24 protein-coding genes are annotated in these 26886 nt (G+C 67.9%); 12 read left to right on the top strand and 12 right to left on the bottom strand.

The genetic code is table 11. The features are described from left to right. The first annotated feature begins 795 nt into the window (after nucleotides 1-795). Entirely contained in the window at nucleotides 796-1389 is a 594-nt protein-coding gene (locus FYM52_RS13230; protein WP_162524720.1) for a DUF2059 domain-containing protein, read from the top strand. A 583-nt stretch (nucleotides 1390-1972) separates the two neighbouring features. Here the strand turns inward: FYM52_RS13230 and FYM52_RS13235 are convergent. Both FYM52_RS13235 and FYM52_RS13240 read right to left on the bottom strand, forming a co-directional pair. Continuing rightward, nucleotides 1973-2758, bottom strand: a complete 786-nt coding sequence (locus FYM52_RS13235) for a class II glutamine amidotransferase (protein WP_154164437.1) — start codon at nucleotides 2756-2758, stop codon at nucleotides 1973-1975. Between the two features lie 340 nt (nucleotides 2759-3098). Beyond that, entirely contained in the window at nucleotides 3099-3311 is a 213-nt protein-coding gene (locus FYM52_RS13240) for a cysteine-rich CWC family protein (RefSeq protein ID WP_154164438.1), read from the bottom strand. Nucleotides 3312-3615: 304 nt separating this feature from the next. On the opposite strand from FYM52_RS13240, the gene FYM52_RS13245 reads away from it, so the two are divergent. Then, nucleotides 3616-4503 carry a LysR family transcriptional regulator gene (locus FYM52_RS13245; protein ID WP_154164439.1) on the top strand — a complete coding sequence of 296 codons (888 nt, stop codon included), beginning with the start codon at nucleotides 3616-3618 and terminating at the stop codon, nucleotides 4501-4503. Nucleotides 4504-4676: 173 nt separating this feature from the next. On the opposite strand, the gene FYM52_RS13250 is transcribed toward FYM52_RS13245, so the two are convergent. The 4 genes from FYM52_RS13250 to FYM52_RS13265 form a co-directional block, all read right to left on the bottom strand. Continuing rightward, complete coding sequence (locus FYM52_RS13250; protein WP_238826212.1) at nucleotides 4677-5555, bottom strand: ChaN family lipoprotein; 879 nt, start codon at nucleotides 5553-5555, stop codon at nucleotides 4677-4679. Nucleotides 5556-5761: 206 nt separating this feature from the next. Continuing rightward, on the bottom strand, nucleotides 5762-6733 hold the full coding sequence (locus FYM52_RS13255) for a tripartite tricarboxylate transporter substrate binding protein (RefSeq protein WP_154164441.1): 972 nt from the start codon (nucleotides 6731-6733) through the stop codon (nucleotides 5762-5764). Nucleotides 6734-6762: 29 nt separating this feature from the next. Then, on the bottom strand, nucleotides 6763-7128 hold the full coding sequence (locus FYM52_RS13260) for a hypothetical protein (RefSeq protein ID WP_154164442.1): 366 nt from the start codon (nucleotides 7126-7128) through the stop codon (nucleotides 6763-6765). Then, nucleotides 7121-8521, bottom strand: coding sequence for an acyclic terpene utilization AtuA family protein (locus FYM52_RS13265; protein WP_154164443.1), 1401 nt, complete (start codon nucleotides 8519-8521; stop codon nucleotides 7121-7123). Before FYM52_RS13265 ends, FYM52_RS13260 begins: the two co-directional genes overlap by 8 nt. An 80-nt stretch (nucleotides 8522-8601) precedes the next feature. Between FYM52_RS13265 and FYM52_RS13270 the strand changes: the two genes are divergently transcribed. Beyond that, nucleotides 8602-9498, top strand: coding sequence for a LysR family transcriptional regulator (locus tag FYM52_RS13270; protein WP_154164444.1), 897 nt, complete (start codon nucleotides 8602-8604; stop codon nucleotides 9496-9498). Nucleotides 9499-9638: 140 nt separating this feature from the next. Here FYM52_RS13270 and FYM52_RS13275 read toward each other — a convergent pair whose 3' ends face one another. From FYM52_RS13275 to FYM52_RS13295, 5 genes are all read right to left on the bottom strand, one after another. Beyond that, entirely contained in the window at nucleotides 9639-10310 is a 672-nt protein-coding gene (locus FYM52_RS13275; RefSeq protein WP_154164445.1) for a DUF799 domain-containing protein, read from the bottom strand. A 1-nt stretch (nucleotide 10311) separates the two neighbouring features. Beyond that, nucleotides 10312-10677 carry a DUF4810 domain-containing protein gene (locus FYM52_RS13280; RefSeq protein ID WP_154164446.1) on the bottom strand — a complete coding sequence of 122 codons (366 nt, stop codon included), beginning with the start codon at nucleotides 10675-10677 and terminating at the stop codon, nucleotides 10312-10314. 11 nt (nucleotides 10678-10688) lie between these two features. Then, entirely contained in the window at nucleotides 10689-11378 is a 690-nt protein-coding gene (locus tag FYM52_RS13285) for a CsgG/HfaB family protein (RefSeq protein WP_042417618.1), read from the bottom strand. Nucleotides 11379-11553: 175 nt separating this feature from the next. Next, nucleotides 11554-13143, bottom strand: a complete 1590-nt coding sequence (locus tag FYM52_RS13290) for a methyl-accepting chemotaxis protein (RefSeq protein WP_043383694.1) — start codon at nucleotides 13141-13143, stop codon at nucleotides 11554-11556. 182 nt (nucleotides 13144-13325) lie between these two features. After that, nucleotides 13326-15521, bottom strand: a complete 2196-nt coding sequence (locus FYM52_RS13295; protein WP_154164447.1) for a malate synthase G — start codon at nucleotides 15519-15521, stop codon at nucleotides 13326-13328. A 247-nt stretch (nucleotides 15522-15768) separates the two neighbouring features. Here FYM52_RS13295 and FYM52_RS13300 point away from each other — a divergent pair, with 247 nt between their 5' ends. The 8 genes from FYM52_RS13300 (at nucleotide 15769) to FYM52_RS13335 (ending at nucleotide 23439) form a co-directional block, all read left to right on the top strand. Continuing rightward, nucleotides 15769-16698, top strand: a complete 930-nt coding sequence (locus FYM52_RS13300; protein ID WP_154164448.1) for a LysR family transcriptional regulator — start codon at nucleotides 15769-15771, stop codon at nucleotides 16696-16698. After that, on the top strand, nucleotides 16695-17141 hold the full coding sequence (locus FYM52_RS13305) for a DUF2214 family protein (RefSeq protein ID WP_045265903.1): 447 nt from the start codon (nucleotides 16695-16697) through the stop codon (nucleotides 17139-17141). The genes FYM52_RS13300 and FYM52_RS13305 overlap by 4 nt, the downstream gene beginning before the upstream one ends. A 63-nt stretch (nucleotides 17142-17204) precedes the next feature. Then, nucleotides 17205-18914: an arginine--tRNA ligase gene (gene argS, locus FYM52_RS13310; protein ID WP_154164449.1), complete on the top strand. Its 1710-nt coding sequence runs from the start codon at nucleotides 17205-17207 to the stop codon at nucleotides 18912-18914. Nucleotides 18915-18944: 30 nt separating this feature from the next. Further along, nucleotides 18945-19595: an SPOR domain-containing protein gene (locus FYM52_RS13315; protein WP_154164472.1), complete on the top strand. Its 651-nt coding sequence runs from the start codon at nucleotides 18945-18947 to the stop codon at nucleotides 19593-19595. A gap of 55 nt (nucleotides 19596-19650) precedes the next feature. Continuing rightward, nucleotides 19651-20298 carry a thiol:disulfide interchange protein DsbA/DsbL gene (locus FYM52_RS13320; RefSeq protein WP_042417634.1) on the top strand — a complete coding sequence of 216 codons (648 nt, stop codon included), beginning with the start codon at nucleotides 19651-19653 and terminating at the stop codon, nucleotides 20296-20298. A gap of 101 nt (nucleotides 20299-20399) precedes the next feature. Continuing rightward, entirely contained in the window at nucleotides 20400-21038 is a 639-nt protein-coding gene (gene lptA / locus FYM52_RS13325; RefSeq protein WP_154164450.1) for a lipopolysaccharide transport periplasmic protein LptA, read from the top strand. Next, on the top strand, nucleotides 21038-21808 hold the full coding sequence (gene lptB / locus FYM52_RS13330) for an LPS export ABC transporter ATP-binding protein (protein WP_154164451.1): 771 nt from the start codon (nucleotides 21038-21040) through the stop codon (nucleotides 21806-21808). Before lptA ends, lptB begins: the two co-directional genes overlap by 1 nt. Before the next feature lie 50 nt (nucleotides 21809-21858). Beyond that, nucleotides 21859-23439, top strand: coding sequence for an RNA polymerase factor sigma-54 (locus FYM52_RS13335; RefSeq protein ID WP_154164452.1), 1581 nt, complete (start codon nucleotides 21859-21861; stop codon nucleotides 23437-23439). A gap of 181 nt (nucleotides 23440-23620) precedes the next feature. Here the strand turns inward: FYM52_RS13335 and FYM52_RS13340 are convergent, their stop codons facing one another. Continuing rightward, nucleotides 23621-25447, bottom strand: a complete 1827-nt coding sequence (locus FYM52_RS13340; protein WP_154164453.1) for a methyl-accepting chemotaxis protein — start codon at nucleotides 25445-25447, stop codon at nucleotides 23621-23623. A 152-nt stretch (nucleotides 25448-25599) separates the two neighbouring features. Here FYM52_RS13340 and FYM52_RS13345 point away from each other — a divergent pair, with 152 nt between their 5' ends. Then, nucleotides 25600-26883 (top strand): class I SAM-dependent RNA methyltransferase, encoded by a 1284-nt coding sequence (locus tag FYM52_RS13345; protein ID WP_043383713.1) that lies wholly within the window; start codon nucleotides 25600-25602, stop codon nucleotides 26881-26883. Nucleotides 26884-26886: the final 3 nt, after the last annotated feature.

Genomic DNA, 26886 nt, shown 5'->3' on the forward strand with positions numbered 1-26886 from the left:
GCCGATGATAGTGCGGATTCCCGTGTGAAAGTAGGTCATCGCCAGGCTCTTACAGCGACAAACCCCCTGACCTCCAACGAGGCAGGGGGTTTTGTTTTTTTGGGATGAGATGCATCAAACACAGGCTGTGGACCGGCGTTGGCAGCTTATTGATGGCAAGTGTTGTTACTTCAATACCCTGAAAAATAAGAGCGCACTGCGTGCGCTCTTATTGCGAATCAGGCACCAAAGACCTGAGAACCGAATCTGGATCAGCGCCAAGCGCTCACGGATTGGAGTTCCAGGCCACTCACTTGGCTTCTGCAGGCGCAGGTGCGTGCAATCCATCCCGTTCTTGTTTTGCGGCCTTCTCGCGATGATGGTGCACATCGCCATGCCACAGGGCGCTACGGAGTGCAGTGCGGCTGCACAGTCTCAGTGCATGAAGGTGACTGGTATCTGAAGGTGATTGGGTGGTACGCTTGCCGGCGCTGCCACTCGCACGGGATGTGCCGCTGAAGGCGACCCTCGTCCCTCCATCGCAGAGCGCTCCCCACGCTGGACGACACTCACGTCGCTGTGTGTCCCGTCGCGTGGCACCAGGATGGCAGCCGCTGTGGCTGCTGCCCGCCGCGCAGTGGCCACTGCAACCTTGCCCAGTTGGCGCCTTGCCGGCTGGGTCTGTGTTTCCTCGCCCCAGGCTGCGAAGACAGCCGAGCCAAGGCGTATGTTGCACCCCGGCTGCCGCTTTTCTTGACCGTGCAGTCCATGGACCGTCCGATGGCAGAGGGCCCTGCTGCACATTCTGGGTCCGACATGCGATTGAACGACACACCTTCTTCCCACCTGCCTGCCACCGTCCGCCGTGGCAGCTTCCGTATTGCCAGCCTGGCTGCGATGGCTTGGCTGGGCCTGGCCGGATCGGCCTGGAGCGCACCGCCCACGGTTGCCTCCATCGAGGCACTGCTGGCGGCCACCAAGAGCGAGGCCCTGATTGCCAAGACTGGCGCCGATCTGGAGCGCAACATGCGTGATGCCGTGCAGGCCAGCTTGCAGGGGCGCAAGCCCAGCGAGCGCGAGCAGCAGGTCATCGACAAGATGACCCGCGAGAGCGCGGCCCTCATCCGCCAGGAGCTGAACTGGAGCCACATGCGGCCCATGATGGTCCAGATCTACCAAAGCACGTTCACCCAGGAGGAGGTGGATGGGCAAACGGCCTTCTACCGCACGCCGGTGGGCATGGCCGTGGTGGAGAAGATGCCGGCCGTCATGCAGGCCACCATGGCTACCACCCAGCAAAGCATGGCCCGGCTGATGCCCCAGTTGCAGGCGATTGCGAAAAAGCACATGGCGGAAGCCCAGGCGGCCGGCGCTGCCGCAGGCACCCCGCCTGCCGGCGCCAAGCCCTAAAAGCTAGCACTGTGGCCGTCCCCAGCGCATGGGCGTGAGACTGGTGCAGCCCCGCCGCCCCGCCGCGGTGACGTTGGCGGGGTTTTCTCTTGGCAGGGTGGGTGGCATGCCATCATTTCGATAGCTTGCAGCACTGATGAAATAAGCGCCGGTGGCCAATTTTGTGCAAATCACCAAGACGTGTTTTCTTCCGGTACTGCCATGTTGCGGAATGCAGGGGCACCGGCTGAGGGGGCTGGGCCGGTATCCCCTGCTGCCGCAGAGCAGGCTGCGCGGATGTGCCGCCTCCAGCGCGGCGACAGGCAGCATCGCTGAGGTCCGCACCGCTCTACCTCAGCGCAGCGCCGGCGTGAACGCCAATCTGCGCGGGGGCGAAGGGGAGCGCCACAGTCCCTGCAATCGAACCGTGGCCTGCCGAGGCCATGCTGGGTCGCCGTGCGGCTGTCACGGGAATACGGGTTGCGGCGGGGCCCCACGGCGCGATCGACGCAAGCCTCTGCTTTCTGCCACGGGCACAGGAACCGGAACTGCGCCTTCCTACCCTGCGGCAGCCACACTGGCGGTGCGTGCCCCTGCTGTGGTATCAGGCCTGGGGGCGGCTTTGCCCCTGGTGCAGGCGGCCATCGACGAACACATTCACCACCCCGGGTTCAAAGGCGGTCCAGGCTTCGTTCTTGGTCAAGGGGGCGGTCACCACCACGGCCACGCGGTCGTGGGGCGTGGTTTCGCTGGCAAAGTCCACGCTCAGGTCTTCGTCGGCCAGGTGGGCCTGGGCGAAGGGGTGGCGGCGCTCGGTGAAGAACAGGTGGGTGGTGGCGTGCGCCCACAGGGCTTCACCATTGGACAGCAGGAAGTTGAAGGTGCCATGCGGCGCAATACGCCGGGCCAGGTCCTGCAGGGTCAGGGTCAGCTCTGCGATGCTGGGCACGCCGGCGTGGGATTTCCACAGCTCCTGCATGATCCAGCAGAAGGCCAGCTCGCTGTCGGTGTTGCCGACGGGGCGAAAATGGGTGTGCAGCTTGGGCGCGAAGTGCTTCAGATCGCCGTTGTGCGCAAACACCCAGTTGCGGCCCCACAGCTCGCGCACAAAGGGGTGGCAGTTCTGCAGGCTGACCACGCCCTGGGTGGCCTTGCGGATGTGGGCAATGACGTGCTTGCTCTTGATGGGGTAGCGGCGGATCAGCTCGGCCACCGGCGAGTCGATGGCGCGTTCGTGGTCCACAAACAGCCGCAGGCCCTTGTCCTCGAAGAATGCAATGCCCCAGCCGTCGGTGTGATCGCCGGTGTTGCCCGCGCGCTGTGCAAAGCCGCTGAAGCTAAAACGCACATCGGTGGGCGTGTTGCAGTTCATTCCTAACAGCTGGCACATGGGCAGGGGCTTCCAAACGGGCAAGACAACAAAGGGGCATAGCCTAACGCGCGCCGGCGGTTTGTGCAGCAAAGGTGCAGCTTGCCTGCCGGGTTTGTGCCGCTGTGGCGCCCGCTGGCCAACGGTGTGGCGCGTCCAGCCGGCCCAGACCAGAGGGCTTGGGGCGGGCGCTGTAGCCGGCCCGCGGTGCTTCGCTTGGTGATGGGGGTGAGGGGGGAATACGCCAGCATTCACCCAATGGCGGGGCGCGCGGTCCACCCATGACGGAGGACATGGCTCCTGGGCTGCGGTTGGCAATCGCCGGATGTGCAGGCCACGGTGCGTGGAGGACGCAGGGGACTTAGCGGGGGGCTTCGGGAGGCGGTGGCGTTTGGCCGCAGGCCGGGCAGACACAGCGCTGGCCGCGTTCGGCGGCGGGAATGCGTTCGAGTACCGAGGCCGGGATCCGGGTCTGCATGCACCAGCAGGTTTCCGGCGGCAATCCGGCCGCGACCGCGCAGGCATTGGCTTGGCCGCACAGAGGGCAGGTCGCAGGGGAGGGGGCGGCAGACATGGCGCCAGTGTATGCCGTGTTCAGCCACCCCCGGGCGGGACGCGGAAGTTCTCCAGGATGCGGTGCTCGGCCCGTTGCAGGGCCGATTGCAGACGTTGCGGCCACGCTGGCCGAGGGGCCTGGGCTGGCGGTGCATCCGGGGACTGTGCCCCGGTGGGCGCCGTGGGTGCAGTGGACACAGTGGGCGCGGGGGCGGGTGGCACCGTGGGTAGGTGAGCAGGTGGTTTCAGCATGGAGAAGATGCTCCGGGCTGGCCAAACATCTGTAAAGTTGAATTCAATGAAGATTCAATTCAGGAATTCTGATGCGTAACCTCAACCTCGACCAGTTGCAGACCCTGATCGCCATCGCCGACCTGGGCACCTTTGCCGCGGCGGCGCAGGCCCTGCATCTGGCGCCGCCGACCGTGAGCCTGCACATCAAGGATCTGGAATCGCGCCTGGAGGCGGTGCTGTTGCTGCGGGGGCGCCGGCAGGCCGAGCTGACGCCGGCGGGCCAGGCCCTGGTGGAGCAGGGGCGCAAGCTGCTGGCCGCCAGCGACGATCTGATCGACCTGGTGCAGCGCCGCGCCAGCGGGCGCGAGGGCCTGGTGCGCGTGGGTGTGTCGGCCGGTGTCAGCACCCGGCTGCTGCCCCTGATGCTGGAAGCCCTGGGCCGGCGCAGCCCGGGCGTGGAAGTGCGGCTGGAGGCCGTCGGCTCCACCGATGCCATGCAGCGCTTGCAGGCCGGCACGCTGGACATCGCCGTGGTGGCCAGCCCCCAGCCGGCGACGGCCGACATCGTGCTCACCCCTTGGCGCACCGACACCATGGTGGCGTTGCTGCCGGCGGTCTGGCAGGCGCCGGCGCAGATCACGCCGCAGTGGCTGGCCGAGCGGCGCTGGGCCTCGTTCGCACCGGCCACGCAGATGCATGGGCTGATCTCCGCCTGGTTTGGCCAGGCGGGCTACCACCCGCGCCCGTTCCTGACGCTGACCTACCCGGGTGCCCTCAAAAGCTTGGCTGTCGCCAGCCAGAGTGCGGCGCTGTTGCCGCTGGAAGAAGTCGAGGACCAGCGCCACGTGCCCGGTGTGGACATCCGGCCGCTGCACCCGCCGCTGCTGCGGCCCATGGCCGTGGCCCACCGCCGGCTGCCCGTGCCCCACCCGGCGGTGGAGGCGGTGCTGCAGGTGCTGGCCGCATTTGGCAGTTGAGGGCGCACCGGGCTGCTGGCGGCGTGCGGTAGTGCATGCGGCACGGGGTGTGTGCAGTCCCCATCGCGCGTGTGGGCCCGCCCGCAGGGTGCACCCGCAGCAGGCGGTATCCCCGTGCAGCCGAAGATTGGAATGAAATGCCGCAAATGCGCAGACGGGGTGCGCACAGATAGCTATGGTTTTTGGGGCTGGGGTGCCGCAGGTGCCCCGGTTTGCCAGCGGGCCCGCAGGTCGGCGCAATGGTCCTGGGCGGGCACGGCCGGGGTCTGCACCAGCCAGTCGTAGTCACCGGGCGGGGTGGGTGTGGCGCCCTGCGCCTGGGCCACGGCGACTTGGGCGTGCAACCCGGCCGGCAGCCAGGTGGGAATGCCCACGCTGCGCAGCACATGGCCGCGGCCGGCGATCACCAGCACGGTCTGGCCGGGCTGCAGCTGGGCCTGCGCCACGGCGGCGATGCTGGCGTCCTTGGCCAGCTGGATGCGCGCCATGGGCGTGAGCTGGCTGGCGGGCAGCAGATCGCAGTGGCCGCTGCGGATGGCGTCGCGCTGGCGCTCCCACGCGGTGGGCGGCAGGTGCTGGTCCCAGTGCGTTTGCTGCATCACCTCCCGCATGTGGCTGCGGCGCAGGTTGCCGCCATGCACGGGCACCCCGGCCTGCACGGCGGCCATGACCACGGGCGCATAGGGCGCCCAGTCCCAGCCGGCCGCCTGCCAGTCCAGGGCCTCCTGGACCTCGGTTTCCGAGGCCGTGGGGGCCAGCGCCCGGGTGCTGTGCCCGCTGTGGGCCATCTCCAGCACCACGGCCGCCAGGCGCTGCTGCCGGGCCAGGGCCTGGACCGTGTCGCGTTCCCAGGCCTGGTGTTCCGGGGCATCGTGCTGTTCGCCCAGCAGCAGCACCTCGGGCAGGGGGGCGGGGGCCTGCAGCTGGCGTTGCCAGCCCGTGGCGTCGGTGGCCGGCGCCGGCGACAGGGCGGCGCAGCCGCCGAGGCTCAACCACGCACCGAACACGGCGGCGCGCACTGCGTTGGAAATGAGAATGGGTTTCAATGCCATGCCCGGCATGGTAACCGGGATGGCCGGGTCGCCCCAGTGGCGGTGGGGCGTTGCGCCCGCATGTTGCCCCGTTCTGCGGCGGGGCCAGCACCTGGCGGGGCGGTGTGCCTGTGGCAGTGCCTGCGCCGCAGGGGATCGCGTTCCGGTGTCTGCACGCCGGTCATCCCCCAGGCCCCGCAGGGCCGGGGGGTGGATGGGCGGGGGGCTTATTCGGGCGTGATGCCGGCGGCCTTGATCACCTGCCCCCATTTGGTGGTTTCCGCCGTCTGGAACTGTGCCAGCTCCTGGGGGGTGGTGGTCCAGGCCTCGGAGCCGGACATGTCGAAGAACGAGGCCGCGGCCGGGCTGCCGACGGCGGTGCGCAGCAGTTGATTGAGCTTGGCCACCACGGGGGCGGGCGTGTGGGCGGGGGCATAGGCCGCGAACCAGTAGCCCATGTCATAGCCTTTGACGCCCGCTTCGGCGATGGTGGGCACATCGGGCAGCTGGGGGCTGCGCTTGGGGGTGGAGTAGCCCAGCGCCCGCAGCTTGCCGGCCTTGATCTGCGGCACGCCGGTGGACATGTCGGTGACCATCAGGTTGATCTGCCCGCCCATCAGGTCGGTGATGGCCAGCGGGTTGCTTTTGTAGGGCACATGCAGGATGTCCACGCCGGCCAGCTGCTTGAGCATTTCGCCGGCCATGCGGCTGGAGGAGCTGCCGCTGCCGAAGCTCAGCTTGCCGGGGTGGGCCTTGGCGAAGGCCAGCAGCTCGCCCACGGTCTTGTAGGGCGCATTCATAGGCACCACCAGCACCTGGCCGCCCTTGCCCAGACCGGTCAGCGGGGCAAAGTCCTTGACCGGGTCGTAGGCGAGCTTTTTGTACAGGTGCTCGTTGGCCGCGTGCGTTGTGTTGGTGGTGATCAGCACGGTGTAGCCATCGGCCGGGGCCTTGGCCGCCGCCTGGGCGGCAATCATGCCGCTGGCGCCGCCCTTGTTCTCGACGATCACGGGCTGCTGGGTCTGCTCGGTGATCGACAGGCCCAGGGCGCGTGCCAGCTGGTCGGTCGCGCTGCCGGCTGCAAACGGCACCAGCAGGGTGATGGGCTTGCTGGGAAAGCTGCCCTGGGCGAAGGCGGTGGGTGCCAGGGCCAGCGCGAGGCTGGCGGTCAGCAGGTGGCGGCGGGTCGTGCTTGTCATGGTTGTCTCCTGTGTGGTTATGGGAATGGTCAAGCGGGACGGGCAATCCAGGGGGCGAGTGCCCCGGGAACGGAAATCGGCATCTGCAGCACGCGGAAGCACAGCGTCTTGCCGTGGCTGTCGAGGTTCAGGGCATCGTTCACGCCCCCATCCAGCACCTCGTCCAGCACCAGGTTCATGGCCTGTAGCTGCGGCAGCAGGTAGCGGCGCACCTGGTGCGGCTGGCGGTCGGCAAACAGCTGGGCCACGGCGGCCTCGGTGACCTGGTCGCAAATCAGGTCCCACAGCTGCGGGTGGAAGGCGATCACGCTGATGTTGGAGCGGTTCCCTTTGTCGCCCGTGCGGCCGTGGGCCAGCTGGTACAGGGGGACGGTCAGGGTGGTGGGTTCAGCCATGGGCATGCTCCGGTGCCGGGCCAGGGGCGGTGGCCCAGGTGAACCCGGTGGGGATGTTGGTGTGGGGGATCAGGCAGGAGGTCAGCCCCAGGCGCTGGCGCATGTGCGTGCGCACCCCGCCGCCGCCCGCCGGACCGCAGCAGTACAGGGCGTTGACCTCGCGCGGCAGGCGCAGGGCGGTGGCGTGGTCGGCATGCTGCCAGGCCATGCGCAGGCGCACATCGTGCGGGGCGTGCCGCAGGTCGGCGCCGTCCAGCCAGCTGCTGGCATCGTTGCCCCAGACGCTGGTCACGCCGATCAGGTCGGTGCGCAGCGGCGCGAGATGGCCCAGGCGTTGCTGGATGGTCTGGCCCGCCAGGCGCGCGCGCTCGGCCGCACGTGGGCCGGCGTAGGAAATCTCGGCCTCCGCAAACCAGCCCGTGGCGTAGCAGACGTTGACCTTCAGCGTGTCGGGCCGGGGGTGGCCGCGCACCCCTTCCAGGCGCACGCGGTCGTGCCCCACGGCGTGGACCTGGGCCTGGGTGATGTCGGCCACCACGTCGGGGGTGAGGTACTGGGCCGGATCGTGGATCTCGTACAGCAGCTGTTCCTTGACCGTGGCGGGGGTGATGCAGCCGCCCGTGCCCTGGGGTTTGAAGAGGGTGCAGTGGCCGTCGGCATCGATCTCGGCGATGGGATAGCCCAACTGGTCCAGGCCCGGCACGTCCTTGTAGCCGGGATCGGCAAAGTAGCCGCCGGTCACTTGCGTGCCGCATTCCAGCAGGTGGCCGACCATGGTGGCGCGGCCCAGGCGGTCCCAGTCGTCCCAGGCCCAGCCGTAGTGGGCCATGGCCGGGCCGACGACCAGGGAGGGGTCGGACACGCGGCCGCAGACCACGATGTCGGCACCGGCCTGCAGGGCCGCCGCAATCGGCTGGGCACCGATGTAGGCATTGGCACTGACCAGCTCCTGCGCGGGCATACGCTCGGCCAGGGCTTCGGCCAGCAGCGGGCGGTGCGCGGGGCCGCTCAGGTCATCGCCGTGCACCACGGCAATCCGCGGCGTGCGCGTGCCCAGGGCCTGGGCCAGGCGGTGGATGGTGCGGGCCGCGGCCTGCGGGTTGGCGGCACCGAAGTTGCTGACGATGCGGATGCCGTGCTGCAGGCAGTCGGCCAGCGCCGGGCGCAGAAACTCGGGCATCAGCGGCTCGAACCCGGCCTCGGGGTCGCTGCGCCGGGCCAGCTGGGCCAGGGCCAGGGTGCGTTCCGCCAGGGTCTCGAAGATCAGCACCGCCGGCTGGCGCTGGCGGATCAGCTCCTGCACGACGGGGCCGGCGGCATCAATGCGGTCCCCGGAGAAGCCCGCGGCGCAGCCGATCAGCAGGGGCGGGGTGGTGGCGTGGGGTGAAGTCATGGAATCTCCTGCTGGCCACTATAGGAAGGGCTGGATAAGCTGTGAAATCGATAATTGAGATGAATTGATTTGGAAGTCAGATGAATATTTCGTCCCGCGACATCCAGGCCTTCCTGGCCCTTGCCGAGGTGAAGAACTTCACCCGTGCGGCCGTGCGCTGCCACCTGTCACAGCCCGCGTTCAGCGCGCTGATCAAGGCGCTGGAGGACCACGTGGGCCTGAAGCTGTTCGACCGCAGCACGCGCCACGTGCTGCTGACGCAGGAGGGCGAGCGCTTCTGGCTGTCGGCCCAGCGGATTGCCGAGGAGCTGGAGGACTGCGCCAAGGCCATGCGCGACACCGCCCAGCTGGCGCGCGGGCATGTGGCCGTGGCCCTGCTGCCCTCGTTGGCGGCGGGCTGGTTGCCCGGCGTGCTGGCGCAGTTTCTGGCGCGCCATCCCGGGGTGGAGGTGGCGGTGCAGGACGTGCTGTCCGAGCCCTGCATCACCGCCGTGGCCCAGGGCGAGGCGGACTTTGCCCTGGCGGCGATCCGTGCCGACACGCCCGAGCTGCAGGCGGAGCCGTTTTGCCGCGATGGCTTCCACCTGGTCTGCCGCGACGACCACCCGCTGGCGCAGCAGGCCGAGATCGGCGTGCCGGATCTGCAGCCCTGGCCCTTTGTGCACCTGGCGCGGCACAGCAGCGTGCGCCAGTACCTGGATGCGGCGCTGTTTCCCCAGACCCTGCGCACCCTGGTCGAGGTGGAGCAGCTGGCCACGGTGATGGGGTTGGTGCAGGCGGGGCTGGGCATCAGTGTGGTGCCGGCGCTGTCGCTGTTCCATTTCGACAAGCCCGGCCTGTGCACCCGGGCCCTGCAACTGCCGGCGATGGAGCGCCAGATCTACCTGGTGCGCCGGCGGGGGCGCAGCCTGTCCGTGGCGGCCCAGGCCTTGTACCGGCTGATGCAGGACATGCGGCCGGCGTGCGTGACGGTCTGAGCGGCCGCGCCGCCGGGGTTGCGAAGAATTAAGTCAAAACCGCCTTGGGCCCAGGCTCCAAGCGCGCTGCATGCTCTGGATGTGGGAGCGTGCAGGCGCCGGCCCACCAGCCACGCCGGGCCTGTGGGCCAGGGTGCACGTCAGTTCTTGCCGTACAGCGGCGAGCGCGGTCCGTACAGCAAGCCGTTGGGCGTGCCGGCTGCCAGCAGGCGGTTGGTCGCCACGCCGGCCATGGGGTGGGCGGCATCGGTGGCCGAGTTGACGATCTGGTGGACCAGGGCCGTCACCAGCATGCCGACCAGGCCACCGCCCGAGCTGTTGCCGCCTTCCTGGTTGGAGGCCGAGGCGCGGCCATCCCAGAGCTGGGTGCCGGTGCGCAGGTCCACCAGGCGCGCTTCGACGCTGACCACGGTGGCGCTCTGGATCACCTGGTAGGTGGTGCCATAGCGGGTGACGCGCAGGTACAGCGCGGCGTCGGCGCCAAAGATCTCCTGGAGCTTGGCGGGGGCCACCTCGTGGATGTCGCCGGCGATTTCCAGGCCGTTCTGGCGGAAGGTTTCGCTCACCAGGGTCACGGGCAGGACGTAGTAGCCCGCCTCGGCCAGGGGCAGGGTCGCCTGGGACAGCACGCTGGCGCTGGCCTGCACCTCGGGTGCGTCATTGACGGGCGGCAGCACCAGGATGGAGGCCGGCTTGGCCGCACGGTAGGCGCTGTAGTCCTTGCCGGGGGCCGTGGCACAGCCTGCCAGCCAGGCGCAGGTGGCCAGCAGGGTCGACCACTTCAGGATGCGGGGGATCCGGGGAATGCGCATGTCAGATGCCGTTCTTCTTCAGGTTGCCGACCAGGTAGTCGATGTACGGGGCCGATTCGGGGAACTGCTTTTTCTCCTGCTCCCAGGCGGCCAGCGCCTGGTTGGTACGGCCGGTGTTCAGGTACAGCAGGCCCAGGTGGGCCTGGTAACCGGGCGGCAACTGCGCGCCCTGGCTGGCGCTGACCTGCACGCCTTTTTCCAGCGCCAGGATCTGCTCTTCGGCGGCCGGGCCGTCGCTCTTGAGGTACTGGTAAACCTGGGTTTGATAGCCGTTCCAGCTGTACAAGGTCTTGGGCGCGGCGCAGCCCACCAGCAGGGTGGCCAGCGCCAGGCTGGCGCCCGCGCGTATGGCGGTGTGGAGGTGCATGCTGCGGCCTTTCAACGTGCGGTTGCGGCCAGGGCAGGCAGGGCGCCGGCATCGACGGCTTCGCCCAGGCGGTCCACGGCTTCGCGGATGGCCAGGTCCAGCACCTTGCCGTTGAGGGTGGAGTCGTAGCTGGCGGTGCCGCCGAAGCCGATGATTTCGCGGTTGGACAGCTGGTACTCGCCGACGCCCTGCACCGAGCGCACCACTTCCGAGGTGCGGATGTTGACCACGTTCAGCGTGACCTTGGCATAGGCGGTTTGCGTCTTGCCGCGGCCCAGCACGCCGAACAGCTGCTTGTCGCCGACTTCCTTGCGGCCGAACTCGGAGATGTCGCCGGTCACCACGTAGTCCGCGCCCTTGAGCTGCTGCGTGGTGCCCTGGATGGCCGCTTCCTGTTTGATTTCGGCCATGTTGTCACGGTCCAGCACGTTGAAGCGGTTGGTCTGCTGCAGGTGGGACATCAGGATGGTCTTGGCCTGGCTGCCCAGACGGTCGACGCCATCCGAGAACGCACCGCGCAGGTAGCTGGAGCGGTTGTCGAACTTGCCCACGGCGATCGGGCTGCGCGGCCCGTGGTAGCTGCGGCTGGCGCTCTGGGTCTGGGTGGCGTTCAGGGCCTGGGACGTTTCCGTCGCGCAGCCGGTCAGCCAGAGGGGAACGGCCACGACGGCGGCCAGGGGGATCAGTCGGAAAGAGCGCATGGTGCAGTGCAATCAAGAGAAAAGTGGATTGTCTCCATATCGGACCGCGCGATGCTTGTGGCTGGCTGACAGAAGGGGGCAGCGCCCACCAAAAAGGCACCCGCAGGTGCCTTGTCTTGCGCCATGTCAGACGCCGGTGCGGTGCTCGGACCCCGATCGGGGCCGGGGCTGCGGGTCATGCCCGGGTCAGCAGCGCCGGTGCGGCGGTGACGGCGCGTTCCTGGCCGACTTGGAAGTGCACCATGGCCTGGACCAGCTGCACGGACTGGGCCTCCAGTGCGCGCGTGGCGGCGGCGGCTTCCTCGACCAGGGCGGCGTTCTGCTGGGTCACGGCATCCATCTGCGTGATGGCGTGCTGCACCTGTTCCAGGCCCTGGGTCTGCTCCTGGCTGGCCGCGCTGATCTCGCCGACGATGTCGGTCACGCGGCGCACACCGGCCACCACGTCGCGCATCACCACGCCCGCTTCCTCGACCAGGGTGTGGCCGGCGTCGACACGCTCCACGCTGGCGGTGATCAGGTCCTTGATCTGCTTGGCTGCATCGGCACTGCGCTGCGCCAGGGTGCGCACCTCGCTGGCCACGACGGCGAAGCCGCGGCCCTGCTCGCCGGCACGCGCGGCTTCCACGGCGGCGTTCAGCGCCAGGATGTTGGTCTGGAAGGCAATCGCGTCGATGACGCCGATGATGTCCACGATCTTGCGCGAGGCCTCATGGATGTCGCCCATGGTGCCCACCACCTGGTCGACCACCTGGCCGCCGCGGCTGGCCAGCTCCGAGGCCGAGACCGCGAGCTGGTTGGCGGTGCGGGCGTTGTCGGCGTTCTGGCGCACGGTGGAGGTCATTTGCTCCATCGACGCGGCGGTCTGCTGCAGGGCGCTGGCCTGCTCTTCCGTGCGGCTGGACAGGTCCAGGTTGCCGCTGGCGATCTGGCTGGAGGCCGAGGCCACGCCGTCGGCACCCTGGCGCACCTGGCCGACCACGTTGCGCAGCTGGTCGCCCATGCCGTCCAGGGCGCGCAGCAACTGGCCGGTTTCGTCCCGGGCATCGCTGCGCACGCGGTGCGTCAGGTCGCCGGCGGCCACGGTTTCCACGGCGTGCACGGCGCGCGCCAGCGGGGTGGTGATGCTGCGCGTGATGGCCACGGCCAGGGCCACGGCGATCAGCACGGCCAGGCCCCCCAGGCCGGCCAGCTGCATACGGCCGCGTTCAAACTCGGCCTGCACGCCGGCGGCGGCGTCGCTGATGCGCTGGCGCTGGTGGTCCAGCAGGGCTTGCAGGGTCTGCAGGTAGGCGTCGGCCGCCGGCTGGAAGTCGCTGCGCAGCAGGCGCTCGGCCTCGTCGGCCCGGCCTTCGGCCTTGGCCTGGTAGATGGTGTCGCGGGCCTGCACGAAGCGGGTGCGCAGCACGCTGACCTGGTCGAACAGCGCCTGTTCTTCGGGCGTGCTGATCAGCTTTTGCAGCTCCGCCTGCTGGCGCGACGAGGCCTTGGAGGCCTCGACGTTGTCGGCCACAAACTGGCGCGCCAGGTCGGCGTCGCTGCTGCGGGCCACCAGGGCGTGGCGGCTCACGTTGCTGTAGACGGTGCGGTACCAGTCGGAGATGACGCGCTCCTTGGACAGCGGGCGCGCCATCATGTCGGCCGTGGACTGGGCCACGGCCTGCAGGCGCCAGATGCCGACTGCCAGCATGGTGGCGATGAACAGCGTCAGCACGGCAAAGGCCAGGCCCAGGCGCTTGCCGATGGAGATGTGTTGAAGTGGCATGGAGATGGAGTAAGTAAAAACCCTGATTGGCGGCGATTGTCCAAGCAATCCCCGCCCACTCCGTTTACGCGCCAATGACAACCTTACATCCTGTAGCAATATCTGCAGAGCTGGCGACGCCATGCAAAAAGCGCCCCGCAGGGCGCTTGGTCGTGCCTGTCGGGGCCTGGGTCCCCGTGGCTTCAGCGGGCGCCGGCCTTGACCTTCAGGCGCCAGGCGTGCAGCAGGGGCTCGGTGTAGCCGGACGGCTGTTGCACGCCCTTGAACACCAGGTCCAGGGCCGCCTGGAAGGCCGCCCCCTGCGGGTTGGCGACCAGGCTCTTGTAGCTGGCGTCGCCGGCGTTCTGGCTGTCCACCACCTGGGCCATGCGGGCGAAGGTGTCGCGCACCTGCTGCTCGGTCACCACGCCGTGCAGCAGCCAGTTGGCGATGTGCTGGCTGGAGATGCGCAGCGTGGCGCGGTCTTCCATCAGGCCCACGTTGTGGATGTCAGGCACCTTGGAGCAGCCCACGCCGGCGTCCACCCAGCGCACCACATAGCCCAGGATGCCTTGCACGTTGTTGTCCAGCTCCTGCTGCTTTTCGGCGTCGGTCCACTTGGGGTCCTTGGCCACGGGGATTTGCAGCAGATCGGCCAGGATGTTGGCGCGTTCGGTGTCGGCACTGGTCTTTTCCAGTTCCTTCTGCACATCGGCCACGCTGATCTGGTGGTAGTGCAGGGCGTGCAGGGTGGCGCCGGTGGGCGAGGGCACCCAGGCGGTGTTGGCACCGGCCTTGGGGTGGCCGATTTTTTGCTCCAGCATGGCCTTCATCAGATCGGGCATGGCCCACATGCCCTTGCCGATCTGGGCGCGGCCGCGCAGGCCCATGGTCAGGCCGACCAGCACGTTGTTGCGCTCATAGGCCTGCAGCCAGGCGCTGGTCTTCATGTCGCCCTTGCGCACCATGGGGCCGGCGCGCATGGCGGTGTGCATTTCGTCGCCGGTGCGGTCCAAGAAGCCGGTGTTGATGAAGGCGACGCGGGCGGGGGCCGCGGCGATGGACGCCTTCAGGTTCACCGAGGTGCGGCGCTCTTCGTCCATGATGCCCAGCTTCACGGTGTTGGCGGGCAGGCCCAGCAGTTGCTCGACACGGCCGAACAGCTCGTTGGCAAAAGCGACTTCGGCAGGGCCGTGCATCTTGGGCTTGACGATGTAGACGCTGCCGGTGCGGCTGTTGCGGATGCCGTTGGCGCCATGGCCCTGCAGGTCATGGATGGCGATGGCGGTGGTGACCACGGCGTCCAGGATGCCTTCGGGGATTTCCTTGGCCTGCGCACCCCACAGGATGGCGGGGTTGGTCATCAGGTGGCCGACGTTGCGCACGAACATCAACGAGCGGCCGTGCAGCACCACGGGCTGGCCGTTGGCACCGGTGTAGACGCGGTCGCCGTTCAGGCCCCGGGTGACGGTCTTGCCGCCCTTGTCGAAGGATTCGGTCAGCGTGCCCTTCAGGATGCCCAGCCAGTTGCTGTAGCCCAGCACCTTGTCTTCGGCATCCACGGCGGCCACGGAGTCTTCCAGGTCCAGGATGGTGGAGAGTGCGGCCTCCACCACCACGTCGGCCACGCCGGCGGCGTCGGTGCTGCCGATGGGCGTGGACTTGTTGATGAGGATGTCAATGTGCAGGCCGTGGTTCTTCAGCAGCACGGACGACGGCGCGGCGGCATCGCCTTGGAAACCGATGAACTTGGCAGCGTCCTTCAGGCCGGTGGTGTTGCCGTTTTTGAGTGTCACCACCAACTGGCCGGCTTCCACGCGGTAGCCGGCGGAATCCTGGTGCGAGCCGGTGGCCAGCGGGGCGGCCTGGTCCAGGAAGTTGCGGGCGAAGGCGATGACCTTGGCGCCGCGCACGGGGTTGTAGCCCTTGCCCTTGTCGGCGCCGCCGTCCTCGGGGATGGCGTCGGTGCCGTACAGCGCGTCATACAGGCTGCCCCAGCGGGCGTTGGCCGCGTTCAGCGCGTAGCGCGCGTTCAGGATGGGCACCACCAGCTGCGGGCCGGCGATCTGGGCCAGCTCGGCGTCCACGTTCTCGGTGGTGGCCTTGGCGTCCTTGGGCGGCTCGACCAGGTAGCCGATCTGCGTCAGGAACTGCTGGTAGGCGGCCATGTCGGTGATGGGGCCGGGGTGGGCCTGGTGCCAGGTGTCCAGCTCGGTCTGCAGGCGGTCGCGCTCGGCCAGCAGGGCGGCGTTCTTGGGGGCCAGGTCGGCCACCAGGGCGTCAAAGCCCTGCCAGAACGCGGCGGCATCGACGCCGGTGCCGGGCAGCACCTGTTCATTGATGAAAGTGTGCAGTTCTTGGGCAACTTGCAGGCCGTGAACCTGGGTGCGAGCGGTCATGGGAAGGCTCCTTGGATCGTGGGAAGTCGGAAAACCGGTGTCGCCGGGACGGGCCAGCGTTGCATTCCACTGTATTCCAAATGTATGCAGCAATAAATTGCTGAAAAATCTCAAAACTGATGACTTTTACGCAAAAGTGGGCAACACTCCCAAGCGTGCATGCAGCGTCGATAATCAAAGAAAACATAGCTTTCAGCGCTTGCTGCATCAGCGCTGCAGGCCTATTGGGCACCTGATCCGTCTCGCCATGGACAAACTCAAAGCTTTCGAGTCCTTTGTCTCCGTCGCCACCAAGGGCAGCCTGACGGCCGCCGCCAAGGCCGAGGGCGTGGCCCCGGCCATCATGGGACGCCGGCTGGACGCGCTGGAGGAGCACCTGGGCGTCAAGCTCATGGTGCGCACCACGCGGCGCATCACGCTCACGCACGAGGGCAGCGCGTTCCTAGAGGACTGCCAGCGCCTGCTGTCCGATGTGGCCAACGCCGAGGCCAGTGTCTCGGCCGGCGGCATCAAGGCCACCGGGCACCTGCGCATCACCGCGCCGGCTGGCTTTGGCCGCCGCCATGTGGCGCCGCTGGTGCCCCTTTTCCACGACCTGCACCCCGAGGTGACCATCTCGCTGAACCTCAGCGACCGCGTGGTCGACCTGGCGGGCGAGGGCTATGACTGTGCGGTGCGCGTGGGCGACCTGCCGGATTCGTCGCTGATCAGCGTGCGCATGGCCGACAACCGGCGCCTGTGCGTGGCCACGCCGTCTTACCTGGCGGCCTATGGCACGCCCCGGCACCCGGGCGAGCTGGCGCAGCACCGCTGCCTGACGCTGTCCAGCGATGCCTCGCAGACCCGCGGCTGGGCCTTCAGCGTGCCCCGGGACGGCGGGCGCGAGAGCGTGCACATCAAACCCGGCGGTCCGCTGGACTGCTCCGACGGGCAGGTGCTGCACGACTGGTGCCTGGGCGGCTGGGGCATTGCCTGGCGCAGCACCTGGGAGGTCGAGGCGGAAATTGCCGCCGGCCGGCTGGTGGAGGTGCTGGCCGACTTTGCCGCGCCGCCCAATGGGATTTACCTGGTCTTTCCGCAGCGCAAGCACATGACCCTGCGCTTGCGGCTGTGGATGGACTACCTCAAGGCGCACTATGAGCGCCCGGAATTCTGGAGCAAAGGAGGAACGCAATGACCTTGGAAGCCTTGTTAGCCAGCCTGCACCTGCTGGCCATCCTGACCCTGGTGGTCTTCTTGTCGAGCGAGGCGGCCCTGTGCCGCAGCGAGTGGATGAACGCCGCCGTGGTGCGGCGTCTGGCGCGGCTGGACATGATTTACGGCATCACGGCCCTGGTGCTGCTGCTGACCGGGATTGCCCGCCTGGTGTGGGGCGTCAAGGGCCTGACCTGGTACGTGTCGCAGCCGCTGTTCCACCTGAAGATGCTGCTGTTCTTCGTGGCGGCGCTGATGTCGCTGCGCCCGACCCTGGCCATCCGCCGCTGGCTCAAGGCCCTGAATACGGACGGCGCGCTGCCCGGCGAGGAGGCGGTGCGCAAGGTCCGCGTCTGGATCATGGTGCAGGCCCACATCATCCCGGTGATCGCCGTCGTGGCCGCGTACTGGGCCCGGGGCATGTAGCCGGCCAGGGCGCGGGAATCCTGGCTGCGGGCATAGCGGCGCCCGGGCACGTAAAATCCGCCGATGCTTTCCGTCAAACAGGATTTGCTCGCGGCCCTGGCTGCCGAGCTCGAAACACTCTCGCCCGGCGCCGGCGCCCGCGCCGCATTTGAAAACCCCAAGGTGGCAGCCCATGGCGACTTCGCCTGCACGGCGGCCATGCAGCTGGCCAAGCCCCTGAAGGCCAACCCGCGCGCCCTGGGCGAGCAGCTCAAGGCCGCGCTGGAAGCCACGCCCGCGTTCCAACAGTGGGTGGATGCGATCGAGATCGCCGGCCCCGGCTTTCTGAACATCCGCCTCAAGCCCGCAGCCAAGCAGCAGATCGTGCGCGAAGTGCTGGCGCAGGGCGCCCGGTTCGGTTTCCAGCCGGCGCGGGGCGAGCAGGTGCTGGTCGAGTTCGTCTCGGCCAACCCCACCGGTCCGCTGCACGTGGGCCACGGCCGCCAGGCGGCGATTGGCGATGCCATCAGCAACCTCTACGCCACCCAGGGCTGGAAGGTGCACCGCGAGTTCTATTACAACGACGCGGGCGTGCAGATTGACACCCTGACCAAGTCCACACAGCTGCGCGCCAAGGGCTTCAAGCCCGGCGACGACTGCTGGCCCACGGACAGCGAGAACCCGCTGGCCAAGAATTTCTACAACGGCGACTACATCGCCGACATTGCCCAGGCCTTCCTGGCCAAGGAAACCGTCAAGGCCGATGACCGCGAGTTCACCGCCAATGGCGATGTCGAAGATTACGAGAACATCCGCAACTTCGCCGTGGCCTACCTGCGCAACGAACAGGACAAGGACCTGCTGGCCTTCAACCTGAAGTTCGACGAGTACTACCTGGAATCCAGCCTTTACCAGAACGGCCACGTGGCGGCCACGGTGGAGCGCCTGATCGCCAGTGGCTACACCTACGAGCAGGACGGTGCGCTGTGGCTCAAGTCCACCGAATTCGGGGACGACAAGGACCGCGTGATGCGCAAGTCCGATGGCACCTACACCTACTTTCTGCCCGATGTGGCCTACCACATCCAGAAGTTCCAGCGCGGCTACGGCAAGGTCGTCAACATCCAGGGCACGGACCACCACGGCACCATCGCCCGCGTGCGCGCCGGCCTGCAGGCCGCCAATGTGGGCATCCCCCAGGGCTACCCCGACTACGTGCTGCACACCATGGTGCGTGTGGTGCGCAACGGCGAAGAGGTCAAGATCAGCAAGCGCGCCGGCTCCTACGTGACCCTGCGCGACCTGATCGAGTGGACCAGCAAGGACGCCGTGCGCTTCTTCCTGCTGAGCCGCAAGCCCGACACCGAGTACACCTTCGACGTGGACCTGGCCGTGGCGCAGAACAACGACAACCCCGTGTACTACGTGCAGTACGCGCACGCCCGCATCCAGTCGGTGCTGCGTGCCTGGCAAGAGGCCGGCGGTGCCGGCGTGGCGGCGCTGCAGAGCGTGGACCTGTCCGCGCTGCAAGGCCCGCAGGCCCAGGCGCTGATGCTGCTGCTGGCCAAGTACCCCGAGATGCTGACCGCCGCGGCCGCGGGCAATGCCCCGCATGACGTCACTTTCTACCTGCGTGACCTAGCTTCCGCCTACCACAGCTACTACGACGCCGAGCGTATTTTGGTGGACGACGAGGCCGTGAAGCTGGCGCGTCTGGCCCTGGTCGCCGCCACGGCCCAGGTGCTGCACAATGGTCTGGCGGTGCTGGGGGTGGATGCCCCCGAGCGCATGTAAGTGACGCAACAGAAAGTGACAGGCGGTTTTATGGACAAGCAGCAGCGCGGGGGCACGATCCTCGGCTTCATCCTTGGGTTGATCGTGGGTCTGGGGGTCGCGTTGGGGGTGGCGGTGTATGTCACCAAGGTCCCCGTGCCCTTCCTGAACAAGGGCGAGTCGCGCAACACCCCGGCCGCCGAGAGCGAACGCAACCGCAACTGGGACCCCAACTCGCCGCTGTATGGCAGCACCCCGGCCCGTCCGGCGCCGGCGGCCACCCCGGAGGCCCCGGCCGCCCCAGCGACCGCGACGGCCACGCCGCCGGCGGCCAGCCCGACCACGCAGCCGCCCGCGGTCGCCGCGGACCCGCTGGGGGACCTGGCCAAGGCCCAGCTCAAGGCCGCCGATGCCAAGGCGGCCGCGGCCGCGAAGGCCGCGACCGCCAGTGCGGGTGGCTCCGACGGGTTCAGCTACTTCGTGCAGGCGGGTGCTTTCCGCACCCAGGCCGATGCCGACGCCCAGCGCGCCAAGCTGGCGATGCTGGGCTGGGAGGCCCGCATCAGCGAGCGCGAGCAGAACGGCCGGCCCGTGTTCCGCGTGCGCGTGGGGCCCTTCGACAAACGCGGCGATGCCGAGCAGCTGAAGCAGAAGCTGGACGGTGCGGGCGTGGACGCCGCCCTGGTGCGCGTGCAGCAGTGAACTTTCTGAGGCTTTCCCCCTCTCAATGCCCATATCTCAAGAAGGAGTCCTTTTGATGCAACGCCGCCAGTTCTCTTTGGCCGCAGCCACCGCTGCGACCTCCATGGCCTTCGGTGCCAACACGGCTTGGGCACAGGCTGCCGCCCCCAAGGAAGGCAAGGAATACCTGCGCCTGTCGACCCCCGCCCCCACGGAAGCGGCCGCTGGCCAGATCGAGGTGGTGGAGTTCTTCTGGTACAGCTGCCCCCACTGCAACGCGTTCGAGCCCACCTTTGCCGCGTGGAAGCAGAAGGCCCCGGCCAACGTGTCCGTGCGCCGCGTGCCCGTGGCCTTCAACGCCAGCTTCGTGCCCCAGCAAAAGCTGTATTTCGCGCTGCAGGCGATGGACAACTTCGACGCCATGCACGTCAAGGTGTTCCACGCCATCCATGTGGAGCGCAACAAGCTGGCCAAGGACGAGGACATCTTCAACTGGGTCGCCAAGCAGGGCGTGGACGTGAACAAGTTCAAGGAGATCTACAACTCCTTCAACGTCGCCAGCCAGGTGCGCAAGGCCACCCAGGTGCAGCAGGCGTATGACGTGGAAGGCGTGCCCTCCATGGGCGTGGCCGGCCGCTACTACACCGACGGCCCCCGTGCCGGCAGCATGCCGAATGTGCTGCGTGTGGTCGAATACCTGGTGGAGCAAAGCCGCAAGGCCTGACCCGGCCTGCTGCCCCATCCCCGAGCCCGCCTTGCGCGGGCTTTTTTGTGGGCTTGGGAGGCAGGATGACTACAATGTCCAGCAAGAAACGTGCCCTGCCCATGACACCCAAACTCCTCACCTGCCTGTTGTTGACTGCCCTTGCGGGGGCTTCTGGCGTGGCGCATGCCGAGCGTGCCGACCGCGACAAGCCCATGAACATCGAAGCCGATGCCTTGCGCCACGACGAGCTCAAGCAGACCAGCGTGTTCACCGGCAATGTGGTGATGACCAAAGGCTCCATCGTGCTGCGCGGCGCGCAGCTGGACGTGCGCCAGGACGGCGAAGGCTACCAGCACGGCGTGGTCAAGGCCGACGCCGGCAAGCGCGCCTTCTTCCGCCAGAAACGCGACACGGCGCCCGGCGCCCCCGAAGAGTTTGTCGAGGGCGAGGCCGAGGTCATCGAGTACAACGGCCGCACCGACGATGTGAAGCTGATCCGCCGCGGCCAGTTGCGCCGCTACACCGGCGGCAAGCTCAGCGACGACATCATGGGCAGCGTCATTACCTACAACAACCTGACCGATGTGTTCACGGTCGACGGCGAAAAGCGCAGCAACCTGCCTTCGTCGGCACCCGCAGGCTCGGGCGGCCGCGTGCGCGCCATCCTGGCGCCCAAGGCCACGCCGGGCAGCAGCCCCGCGCCGGCACCGGCCCAGCCCTTGCAGCCGTCGGGTGGTCTGAACTCCCAAGGACAGTGATGGCAGAAGATTTTCGTGACGCGCGTGCCACCAGCAAGCTGGAGGCGCGCCACCTGGCCAAGACCTATGGCAGCCGCAAGGTGGTCAAGGACGTGTCCATGACGGTGCAAAAGGGCGAGGTGGTGGGTCTGCTCGGCCCCAACGGCGCGGGCAAGACCACCTCGTTCTACATGATCGTGGGCCTGGTGCGCTGCGATGGCGGCGACATCCTGATCGACGGCCAGTCCGTGGGCAACATGCCCATCCACCAGCGCTCGCGCCTGGGGCTGTCCTACCTGCCGCAGGAGGCCTCGATCTTTCGCAAGCTGAACGTCGAGGACAACGTGCGCGCCGTGCTGGAGCTGCAGACGGATGCGGCCGGCCAGCCCCTGGGTGCCGCTGCCATCGAGCAGCAGCTGACCAGCCTGCTGCAGGAGCTGCGCGTCGAGCACCTGCGCAAGTCGCCGTCGCTGGCGCTGTCCGGCGGCGAGCGCCGCCGCGTGGAGATCGCGCGCGCCCTGGCCTCCAACCCGCGCTTCATCCTGCTGGACGAGCCCTTCGCCGGCATCGATCCGATCGCCGTGATCGAGATCCAGCGCATCATCGGCTTCCTCAAGGAACGCGGCATCGGTGTGCTGATTACCGATCACAACGTGCGCGAAACACTGGGTATCTGTGACCACGCCTTCATCATCAGCGATGGCACAGTACTCGCCCAGGGCACACCCGAGGAGATCGTCGAGAACCCGGATGTGCGCCGGGTCTACCTGGGTGAGCACTTCCGCATGTAGTCTGGCCCGGCAGCGTCGGCAATCACAAGAAAGTTCGAGGGGGTACAGCGTTGAAGCCAGGTTTGTCACTGCGGGTCTCACAGCATCTGGCGCTCACGCCGCAGTTGCAGCAATCCATCCGGCTGTTGCAGCTGTCCACCCTGGAGTTGTCCCAGGAAGTCGAGCAGATGCTCGACGACAACCCGTTTCTGGAGCTGGCCTCGGACGACGCCCCGCGCGAGGAGTTCGGCCTGCAGACTGCGGACGAGCCCGCCCAGCACGAGGGCGCCTCGGCCGACGAAACACCATATTCCATAGCAGACAGCGCAGGCACAGCCAGCGCTGAAGGCCAAAAAGACCAGGAATCCTCGGCGCCCGACAGCGACGTGCCCAGCGACTGGGAGGGCGACGGCAGCGTCGACATGGCGCACGACGACAGCGAATGGGGCGGCGACGCCCCGGCGCGCGGCAACCGCAACGACGACGAGGATGCCCCCACGGCCCTGGACCTGGCGGGCGCGCACGAGTCGCTGACCGATTTCCTGCACCAGCAGGCACTGTCGCTGCGCCTGTCCGAGATCGACCGCTACGCGCTGCGCTTCCTGATCGAAAACCTCAACGACGACGGCTACCTCGAGGACCCGCTGCAGGAGTTGGCCGAGGGCCTGGCCGGCACCGACGACCTGGAGCAGCTCGACGAGCTGGTGCACCGCTTCACCGTGGCCCTGCGCCTGCTGCAGTCGCTGGAGCCCGTGGGCGTGGGTGCCCGCGACCTGGCCGAATGCCTGCGCCTGCAACTGCTGCACCTGCACCGCGAGGACCCGCAGGACGAGATGCTGGAGGTGGCGCTGCAGGTCTGCGCCCAGCCGCTGGAAATGCTGGCGCGGCGCGATGTGCGCAAGCTGATGCAGGCCTGCGGCCTGCCCGAGGCCAAGGTGCGCGCCGCGCTGGGCGTCATCGCCCGGCTGGAGCCCAAGCCGGGACGGCGCTTCACCGATGTCGAGCGCCACATCATCGTGCCCGACGTGATCGTCAAGAAAACGTCGCGCAAAGGGGGCGATGGCCTGGCGCAGTTCAGCGTGCAGCTGAACCCGGACGTGATGCCGCGCCTGCGCGTGCACGACGTCTACGCCAACGCCCTGCGCAGCCACAAGGGCAGCGACGGGCACGCCGGCCTGCAGCAGCGGCTGCAGGAGGCGCGCTGGTTCATCAAGAACGTGCAACAGCGCTTCGACACCATCCTGCGCGTGTCCAAGGCCATCGTCGACCGGCAGAAGAACTTCTTCGTGCACGGCGAGCTGGCCATGCGCCCGCTGGTGCTGCGCGACATTGCCGACGAACTGGGCCTGCACGAATCGACCATCAGCCGCGTGACCACGGCCAAGTACATGGCCACGCCGCACGGCACCTACGAGCTGAAGTTCTTCTTCGGCTCGGGCCTGGGCACGGAGACCGGGGGCAACGCCTCCAGCACGGCGGTGCGCGCGCTGATCAAGCAGTTCGTCGCGGCCGAGAGCCCGAAGAAACCGCTGTCCGACAGCCAGATCGCGGACATGCTCAAGGAGCAGGGCATCGAGTGCGCGCGCCGCACCGTGGCCAAGTACCGCGAGGCCTTGAAGATCGCCCCGGCCAACCTGCGCAAGGCGCTGTAGACGCCTTAGGGTCGGTGGCTGGCTATGCAGACACGGCGGTCGACTATCCAAAAAGAGAGCTGCTGGCGCTGCATAGACAAAGGGTTCAGATGGAAAACCATCTGAACCCTTTTTTGCAAGCGCGCGAGCCGCTCTTTTTTGAGAACCCCGCGGGCACGCGCAGCGCGTGCCCGGCGGTGCGTCAGCGCAGGGCCAGGGCCTGCGTGGCGGGCGCGTGGTCCAGCTTGAAGCCGCCGACCACCTCGGCCAGCTGGTGCGCCTGCTGCTGCAGCGACTGCGCGGCGGCGGTGGCCTGTTCCACCAGGGCGGCGTTCTGCTGCGTGCCCTGGTCCATCTGGCTGACGGCGCCGTTGATCTCGCCGATGCCGTTGCTCTGCTCCTGGCTGGCGTGGCTGATCTCCGCCACGATGGCGGTGACGCGGCGCACGCTGTCCACCACTTCCTGCATGGTGGCGCCGGCCTCCTGCACCAGGCGGCTGCCGGTGTTGACCTGGTTGACTGAGTCGTCGATCAGCTGCTTGATCTCCTTGGCCGCGGCGGCGCTGCGCTGGGCCAGGGTGCGCACCTCGCCGGCCACCACGGCAAAGCCGCGGCCCTGCTCGCCGGCACGGGCGGCTTCCACCGCCGCATTCAGCGCCAGGATGTTGGTCTGGAAGGCGATGCTGTCGATCACGCCGATGATGTCGACGATCTTGCGCGATGCGGCGTCGATGCCGCCCATGGTCTGCACCACCTGGCCGACCACGCTGCCGCCGTGCGAGGCGACGGAGGAGGCGCTGCTGGCCAGCTGGTTGGCCTGGCGGGCGTTCTCGGCGTTCTGCTGCACCGTCGCGGTGAGCTGTTCCATGGCCGCGGCGGTCTCCTCCAGCGAGCTGGCCTGCTGCTCGGTGCGCGAGGACAGGTCCTGGTTGCCCATGGCGATTTCCTGGCTGGCCAGGCGCACGGATTCCGAGGCGGTGCGGATGCGCAGCAGCACGGCGGCGATCTTGTTCACGAAGTGGTTGAAGGCGGTGGCGATCTGCGCCAGTTCGTCCTTGCCGCTGTTGTCCAGGCGCACGGTCAGGTCCCCCTCGCCCGAGGCGATGTCTTCCAGCGCATCGCGCACCATGGCCAGGCGGCGCAGCTGGCGGCTGACGGCCACCGACACCAGGGCCACGGCCGCCACCAGGCACAGCGCGGTGATGGCCGCCGCCACCTGCAGCAGGTGGCGCAGCGGCGCGGTGGCCTCGGCGCGGTCGATGCCGATGGCCAGCACCCAGGGCGTGCCGTCGACCTTGGCGGCATACAGCATCTGCTCGGCGTCGCCGATGGTGACGTTCGCGCTCTGGCCTTGGCTGGTCAGCTGCTCGATCAGGGCTGGCGTCAGGGCCGGTGCGAGGGCGCTCATGGGCTTGAGCACCAGGTCCGCCTGGGCGTGGGCCAGGATGTTGCCCTGGCCGTCCAGCAAGAAGGCGAAGCTCTTGGGGGTGGGCTGGATGCTGGTCACCTTGCGGGAGACCGTGTCCAGGTGCATGTCCGAGCCGACAACGGCCACGGTCTGCCCGTTGGTCACCACGGGCTCCACAAAGCTGATGGTCAGCTTGCTGGTGCTGGCGTCGACGTAGGCTGGCGTCAGCGCCGCCTTGCCTTCACGCACCGCCTGCTGGTACCAGGGGCGTGCCGTGCCGTCGTAGTTCTCGGGCATCGGGTGGCTGAAGACGTGGCGCTTGTCGGCAAACACAAAGTAGGTGTCGTCGAAGGCGCCGGCCTGTTTGGCCGCCAGCAGCGCGGGCACGGGCTCGGCCTGGGGCACGGCGGCCTTGATGGAGCTGGTGATGCGCTGCTTTTCCTTGACCCATTCGGTCAGCTCGCCGGCATAGACCAGGGTGAGCTGGTGGATGCGCTGGTCCAGGCTCTCCAGGGTGTTGCTGCGGACCAGCAGAAAGGTGGGCACTGCCAGCGCCAACAGGGACAGCGCAGTGATGGCAACACAAATGCCGATGAGGCGGGCGCGCAGACTCTGGAACATCGAGGACTCCCGAAAGGAGATGTAATAAAGTGATTCTGGCTGCTATTTCGACGGAAATTGAACTGGATCAAGCGCGATCTGCAAAGTTACAGGTGTAAAAAATTGCGTCAAGCAATTCCTGGCGGCAACGCGTATCCTCCGCAGCACTACTTATGAATGCCCTGCAAATTTTTCTGCCCTGCGCCGCCGGCGTCGAGGGCTTTTTGGCCGATGAGGTCCGCGCCATCACTGGCGTCGGCCCGGAGGATGTGCTCACTGGCCGTGGCGGTGTGCTGGTGCGCGCCATGTGGCGCGACGCCCTGTTGCTGAACCTCCACAGCCGCCTGGCCCAGCGCGTGCTGGTGGAGCTGTCGTTCACCGAATACCGCAACGAAAACGACCTGTACCGTGCCGCCAGCGAGGTGGCCTGGGAGATCTGGTTCTCGCCCAAGGAAACCTTCAAGATCGAGGTCACGGCCCAGCACAGCCCGCTGACCAGCCTGAACTTCGCCGCGCTGCGCGTCAAGGACGCGATCGCCGACCGCTTCCGTGCCAAACGCAACGGCGTGCGCCCCAGCGTGGAAACCCACCACCCCGACGTGCGCGTGCACATGCACCTGACCACGGACAGCTGCACGCTGTACATCGACACCACGGGCGAGGCGCTGTTCAAGCGCGGCTGGCGCGAAGACAAGGGCGATGCCCCGCTCAAGGAAACCCTGGCCGCCGCCATGATCGCCGCCACCGGCTGGAACCCGCACGGCCCCAATCCGCAGCCGCTGTACGACCCCTGCTGCGGCAGCGGCACGGTGGTGATCGAGGCGGCGCAGATCGCGCGCAAGATCCCGGCCGGCATCCTGCGCCGCTTTGCCTTCGAGAAGCTGGTGCCCTTCCAGAAGCATGTCTGGGAAGCCATGCTGGACGAGGCCGAGGCCCAGATCCTGGACGAAAGCCCGGTGCCCATCTACGGCTCGGACGTGTCGCACCGCATGGTCGACTTTGCCCAGCGCAACGCCGAGCGCGCCGGCGTCGGCCAGACCGTGCAGCTGCGCGGCGGTGATGCGCTGCAGCGCATGCCCCCCTGTGAGCAGCCCGGCGTGATGCTGCTGAACCCGCCGTATGGCGAGCGCATTGCCGCCGCCGGCAGCGCCGGCCGCAACGCGGCCGAGCGCATGGGCGTGGTCGAGCGCGCTGGCCGCGAAACCGCGCAGACCGAAGACGGCGTCGATTTCTTCGACCAGCTGGCCGCCCACTGGAAGAAGCATTACAGCGGCTGGCAGGCCTGGCTGCTGACGCCCGACCTGAAGCTGCCCGGCAAGATGCGCCTCAAGGAAACGCGCCGCACGCCGATGTGGAACGGCCCCATCGAATGCCGGCTGTTCCGCTTCGACCTGATCAAGGGCGCGGTCAAGCCCCGCAAGGATGAGAGCGCACAACGCCCATCCGACGAGGGCTAAGCC

It is taken from the genome of Comamonas sp. CAH-2 (assembly GCF_009668305.1).
Classification (GTDB): domain Bacteria; phylum Pseudomonadota; class Gammaproteobacteria; order Burkholderiales; family Burkholderiaceae_C; genus Comamonas; species Comamonas aquatica.

Coding starts and splice junctions, on each gene's coding strand:
- FYM52_RS13260 (WP_154164442.1), bottom strand. CDS start 7,128: ATGGCTGAACCCACCACCCTGACCGTCCCCCTGTACCAGCTGGCCCAC.
- FYM52_RS13305 (WP_045265903.1), top strand. CDS start 16,695: ATGACCTTGGAAGCCTTGTTAGCCAGCCTGCACCTGCTGGCCATCCTG.
- FYM52_RS13295 (WP_154164447.1), bottom strand. CDS start 15,521: ATGACCGCTCGCACCCAGGTTCACGGCCTGCAAGTTGCCCAAGAACTG.
- FYM52_RS13320 (WP_042417634.1), top strand. CDS start 19,651: ATGCAACGCCGCCAGTTCTCTTTGGCCGCAGCCACCGCTGCGACCTCC.
- FYM52_RS13315 (WP_154164472.1), top strand. CDS start 18,945: ATGGACAAGCAGCAGCGCGGGGGCACGATCCTCGGCTTCATCCTTGGG.
- FYM52_RS13255 (WP_154164441.1), bottom strand. CDS start 6,733: ATGACAAGCACGACCCGCCGCCACCTGCTGACCGCCAGCCTCGCGCTG.
- argS (WP_154164449.1), top strand. CDS start 17,205: ATGCTTTCCGTCAAACAGGATTTGCTCGCGGCCCTGGCTGCCGAGCTC.
- FYM52_RS13340 (WP_154164453.1), bottom strand. CDS start 25,447: ATGTTCCAGAGTCTGCGCGCCCGCCTCATCGGCATTTGTGTTGCCATC.
- FYM52_RS13235 (WP_154164437.1), bottom strand. CDS start 2,758: ATGTGCCAGCTGTTAGGAATGAACTGCAACACGCCCACCGATGTGCGT.
- FYM52_RS13230 (WP_162524720.1), top strand. CDS start 796: ATGCGATTGAACGACACACCTTCTTCCCACCTGCCTGCCACCGTCCGC.
- FYM52_RS13285 (WP_042417618.1), bottom strand. CDS start 11,378: ATGCGCTCTTTCCGACTGATCCCCCTGGCCGCCGTCGTGGCCGTTCCC.
- FYM52_RS13245 (WP_154164439.1), top strand. CDS start 3,616: ATGCGTAACCTCAACCTCGACCAGTTGCAGACCCTGATCGCCATCGCC.
- FYM52_RS13345 (WP_043383713.1), top strand. CDS start 25,600: ATGAATGCCCTGCAAATTTTTCTGCCCTGCGCCGCCGGCGTCGAGGGC.
- FYM52_RS13240 (WP_154164438.1), bottom strand. CDS start 3,311: ATGTCTGCCGCCCCCTCCCCTGCGACCTGCCCTCTGTGCGGCCAAGCC.
- FYM52_RS13250 (WP_238826212.1), bottom strand. CDS start 5,555: ATGGCATTGAAACCCATTCTCATTTCCAACGCAGTGCGCGCCGCCGTG.
- FYM52_RS13290 (WP_043383694.1), bottom strand. CDS start 13,143: ATGCCACTTCAACACATCTCCATCGGCAAGCGCCTGGGCCTGGCCTTT.
- lptB (WP_154164451.1), top strand. CDS start 21,038: ATGGCAGAAGATTTTCGTGACGCGCGTGCCACCAGCAAGCTGGAGGCG.
- FYM52_RS13270 (WP_154164444.1), top strand. CDS start 8,602: ATGAATATTTCGTCCCGCGACATCCAGGCCTTCCTGGCCCTTGCCGAG.
- FYM52_RS13275 (WP_154164445.1), bottom strand. CDS start 10,310: ATGCGCATTCCCCGGATCCCCCGCATCCTGAAGTGGTCGACCCTGCTG.
- FYM52_RS13300 (WP_154164448.1), top strand. CDS start 15,769: ATGGACAAACTCAAAGCTTTCGAGTCCTTTGTCTCCGTCGCCACCAAG.
- FYM52_RS13280 (WP_154164446.1), bottom strand. CDS start 10,677: ATGCACCTCCACACCGCCATACGCGCGGGCGCCAGCCTGGCGCTGGCC.
- lptA (WP_154164450.1), top strand. CDS start 20,400: ATGACACCCAAACTCCTCACCTGCCTGTTGTTGACTGCCCTTGCGGGG.
- FYM52_RS13265 (WP_154164443.1), bottom strand. CDS start 8,521: ATGACTTCACCCCACGCCACCACCCCGCCCCTGCTGATCGGCTGCGCC.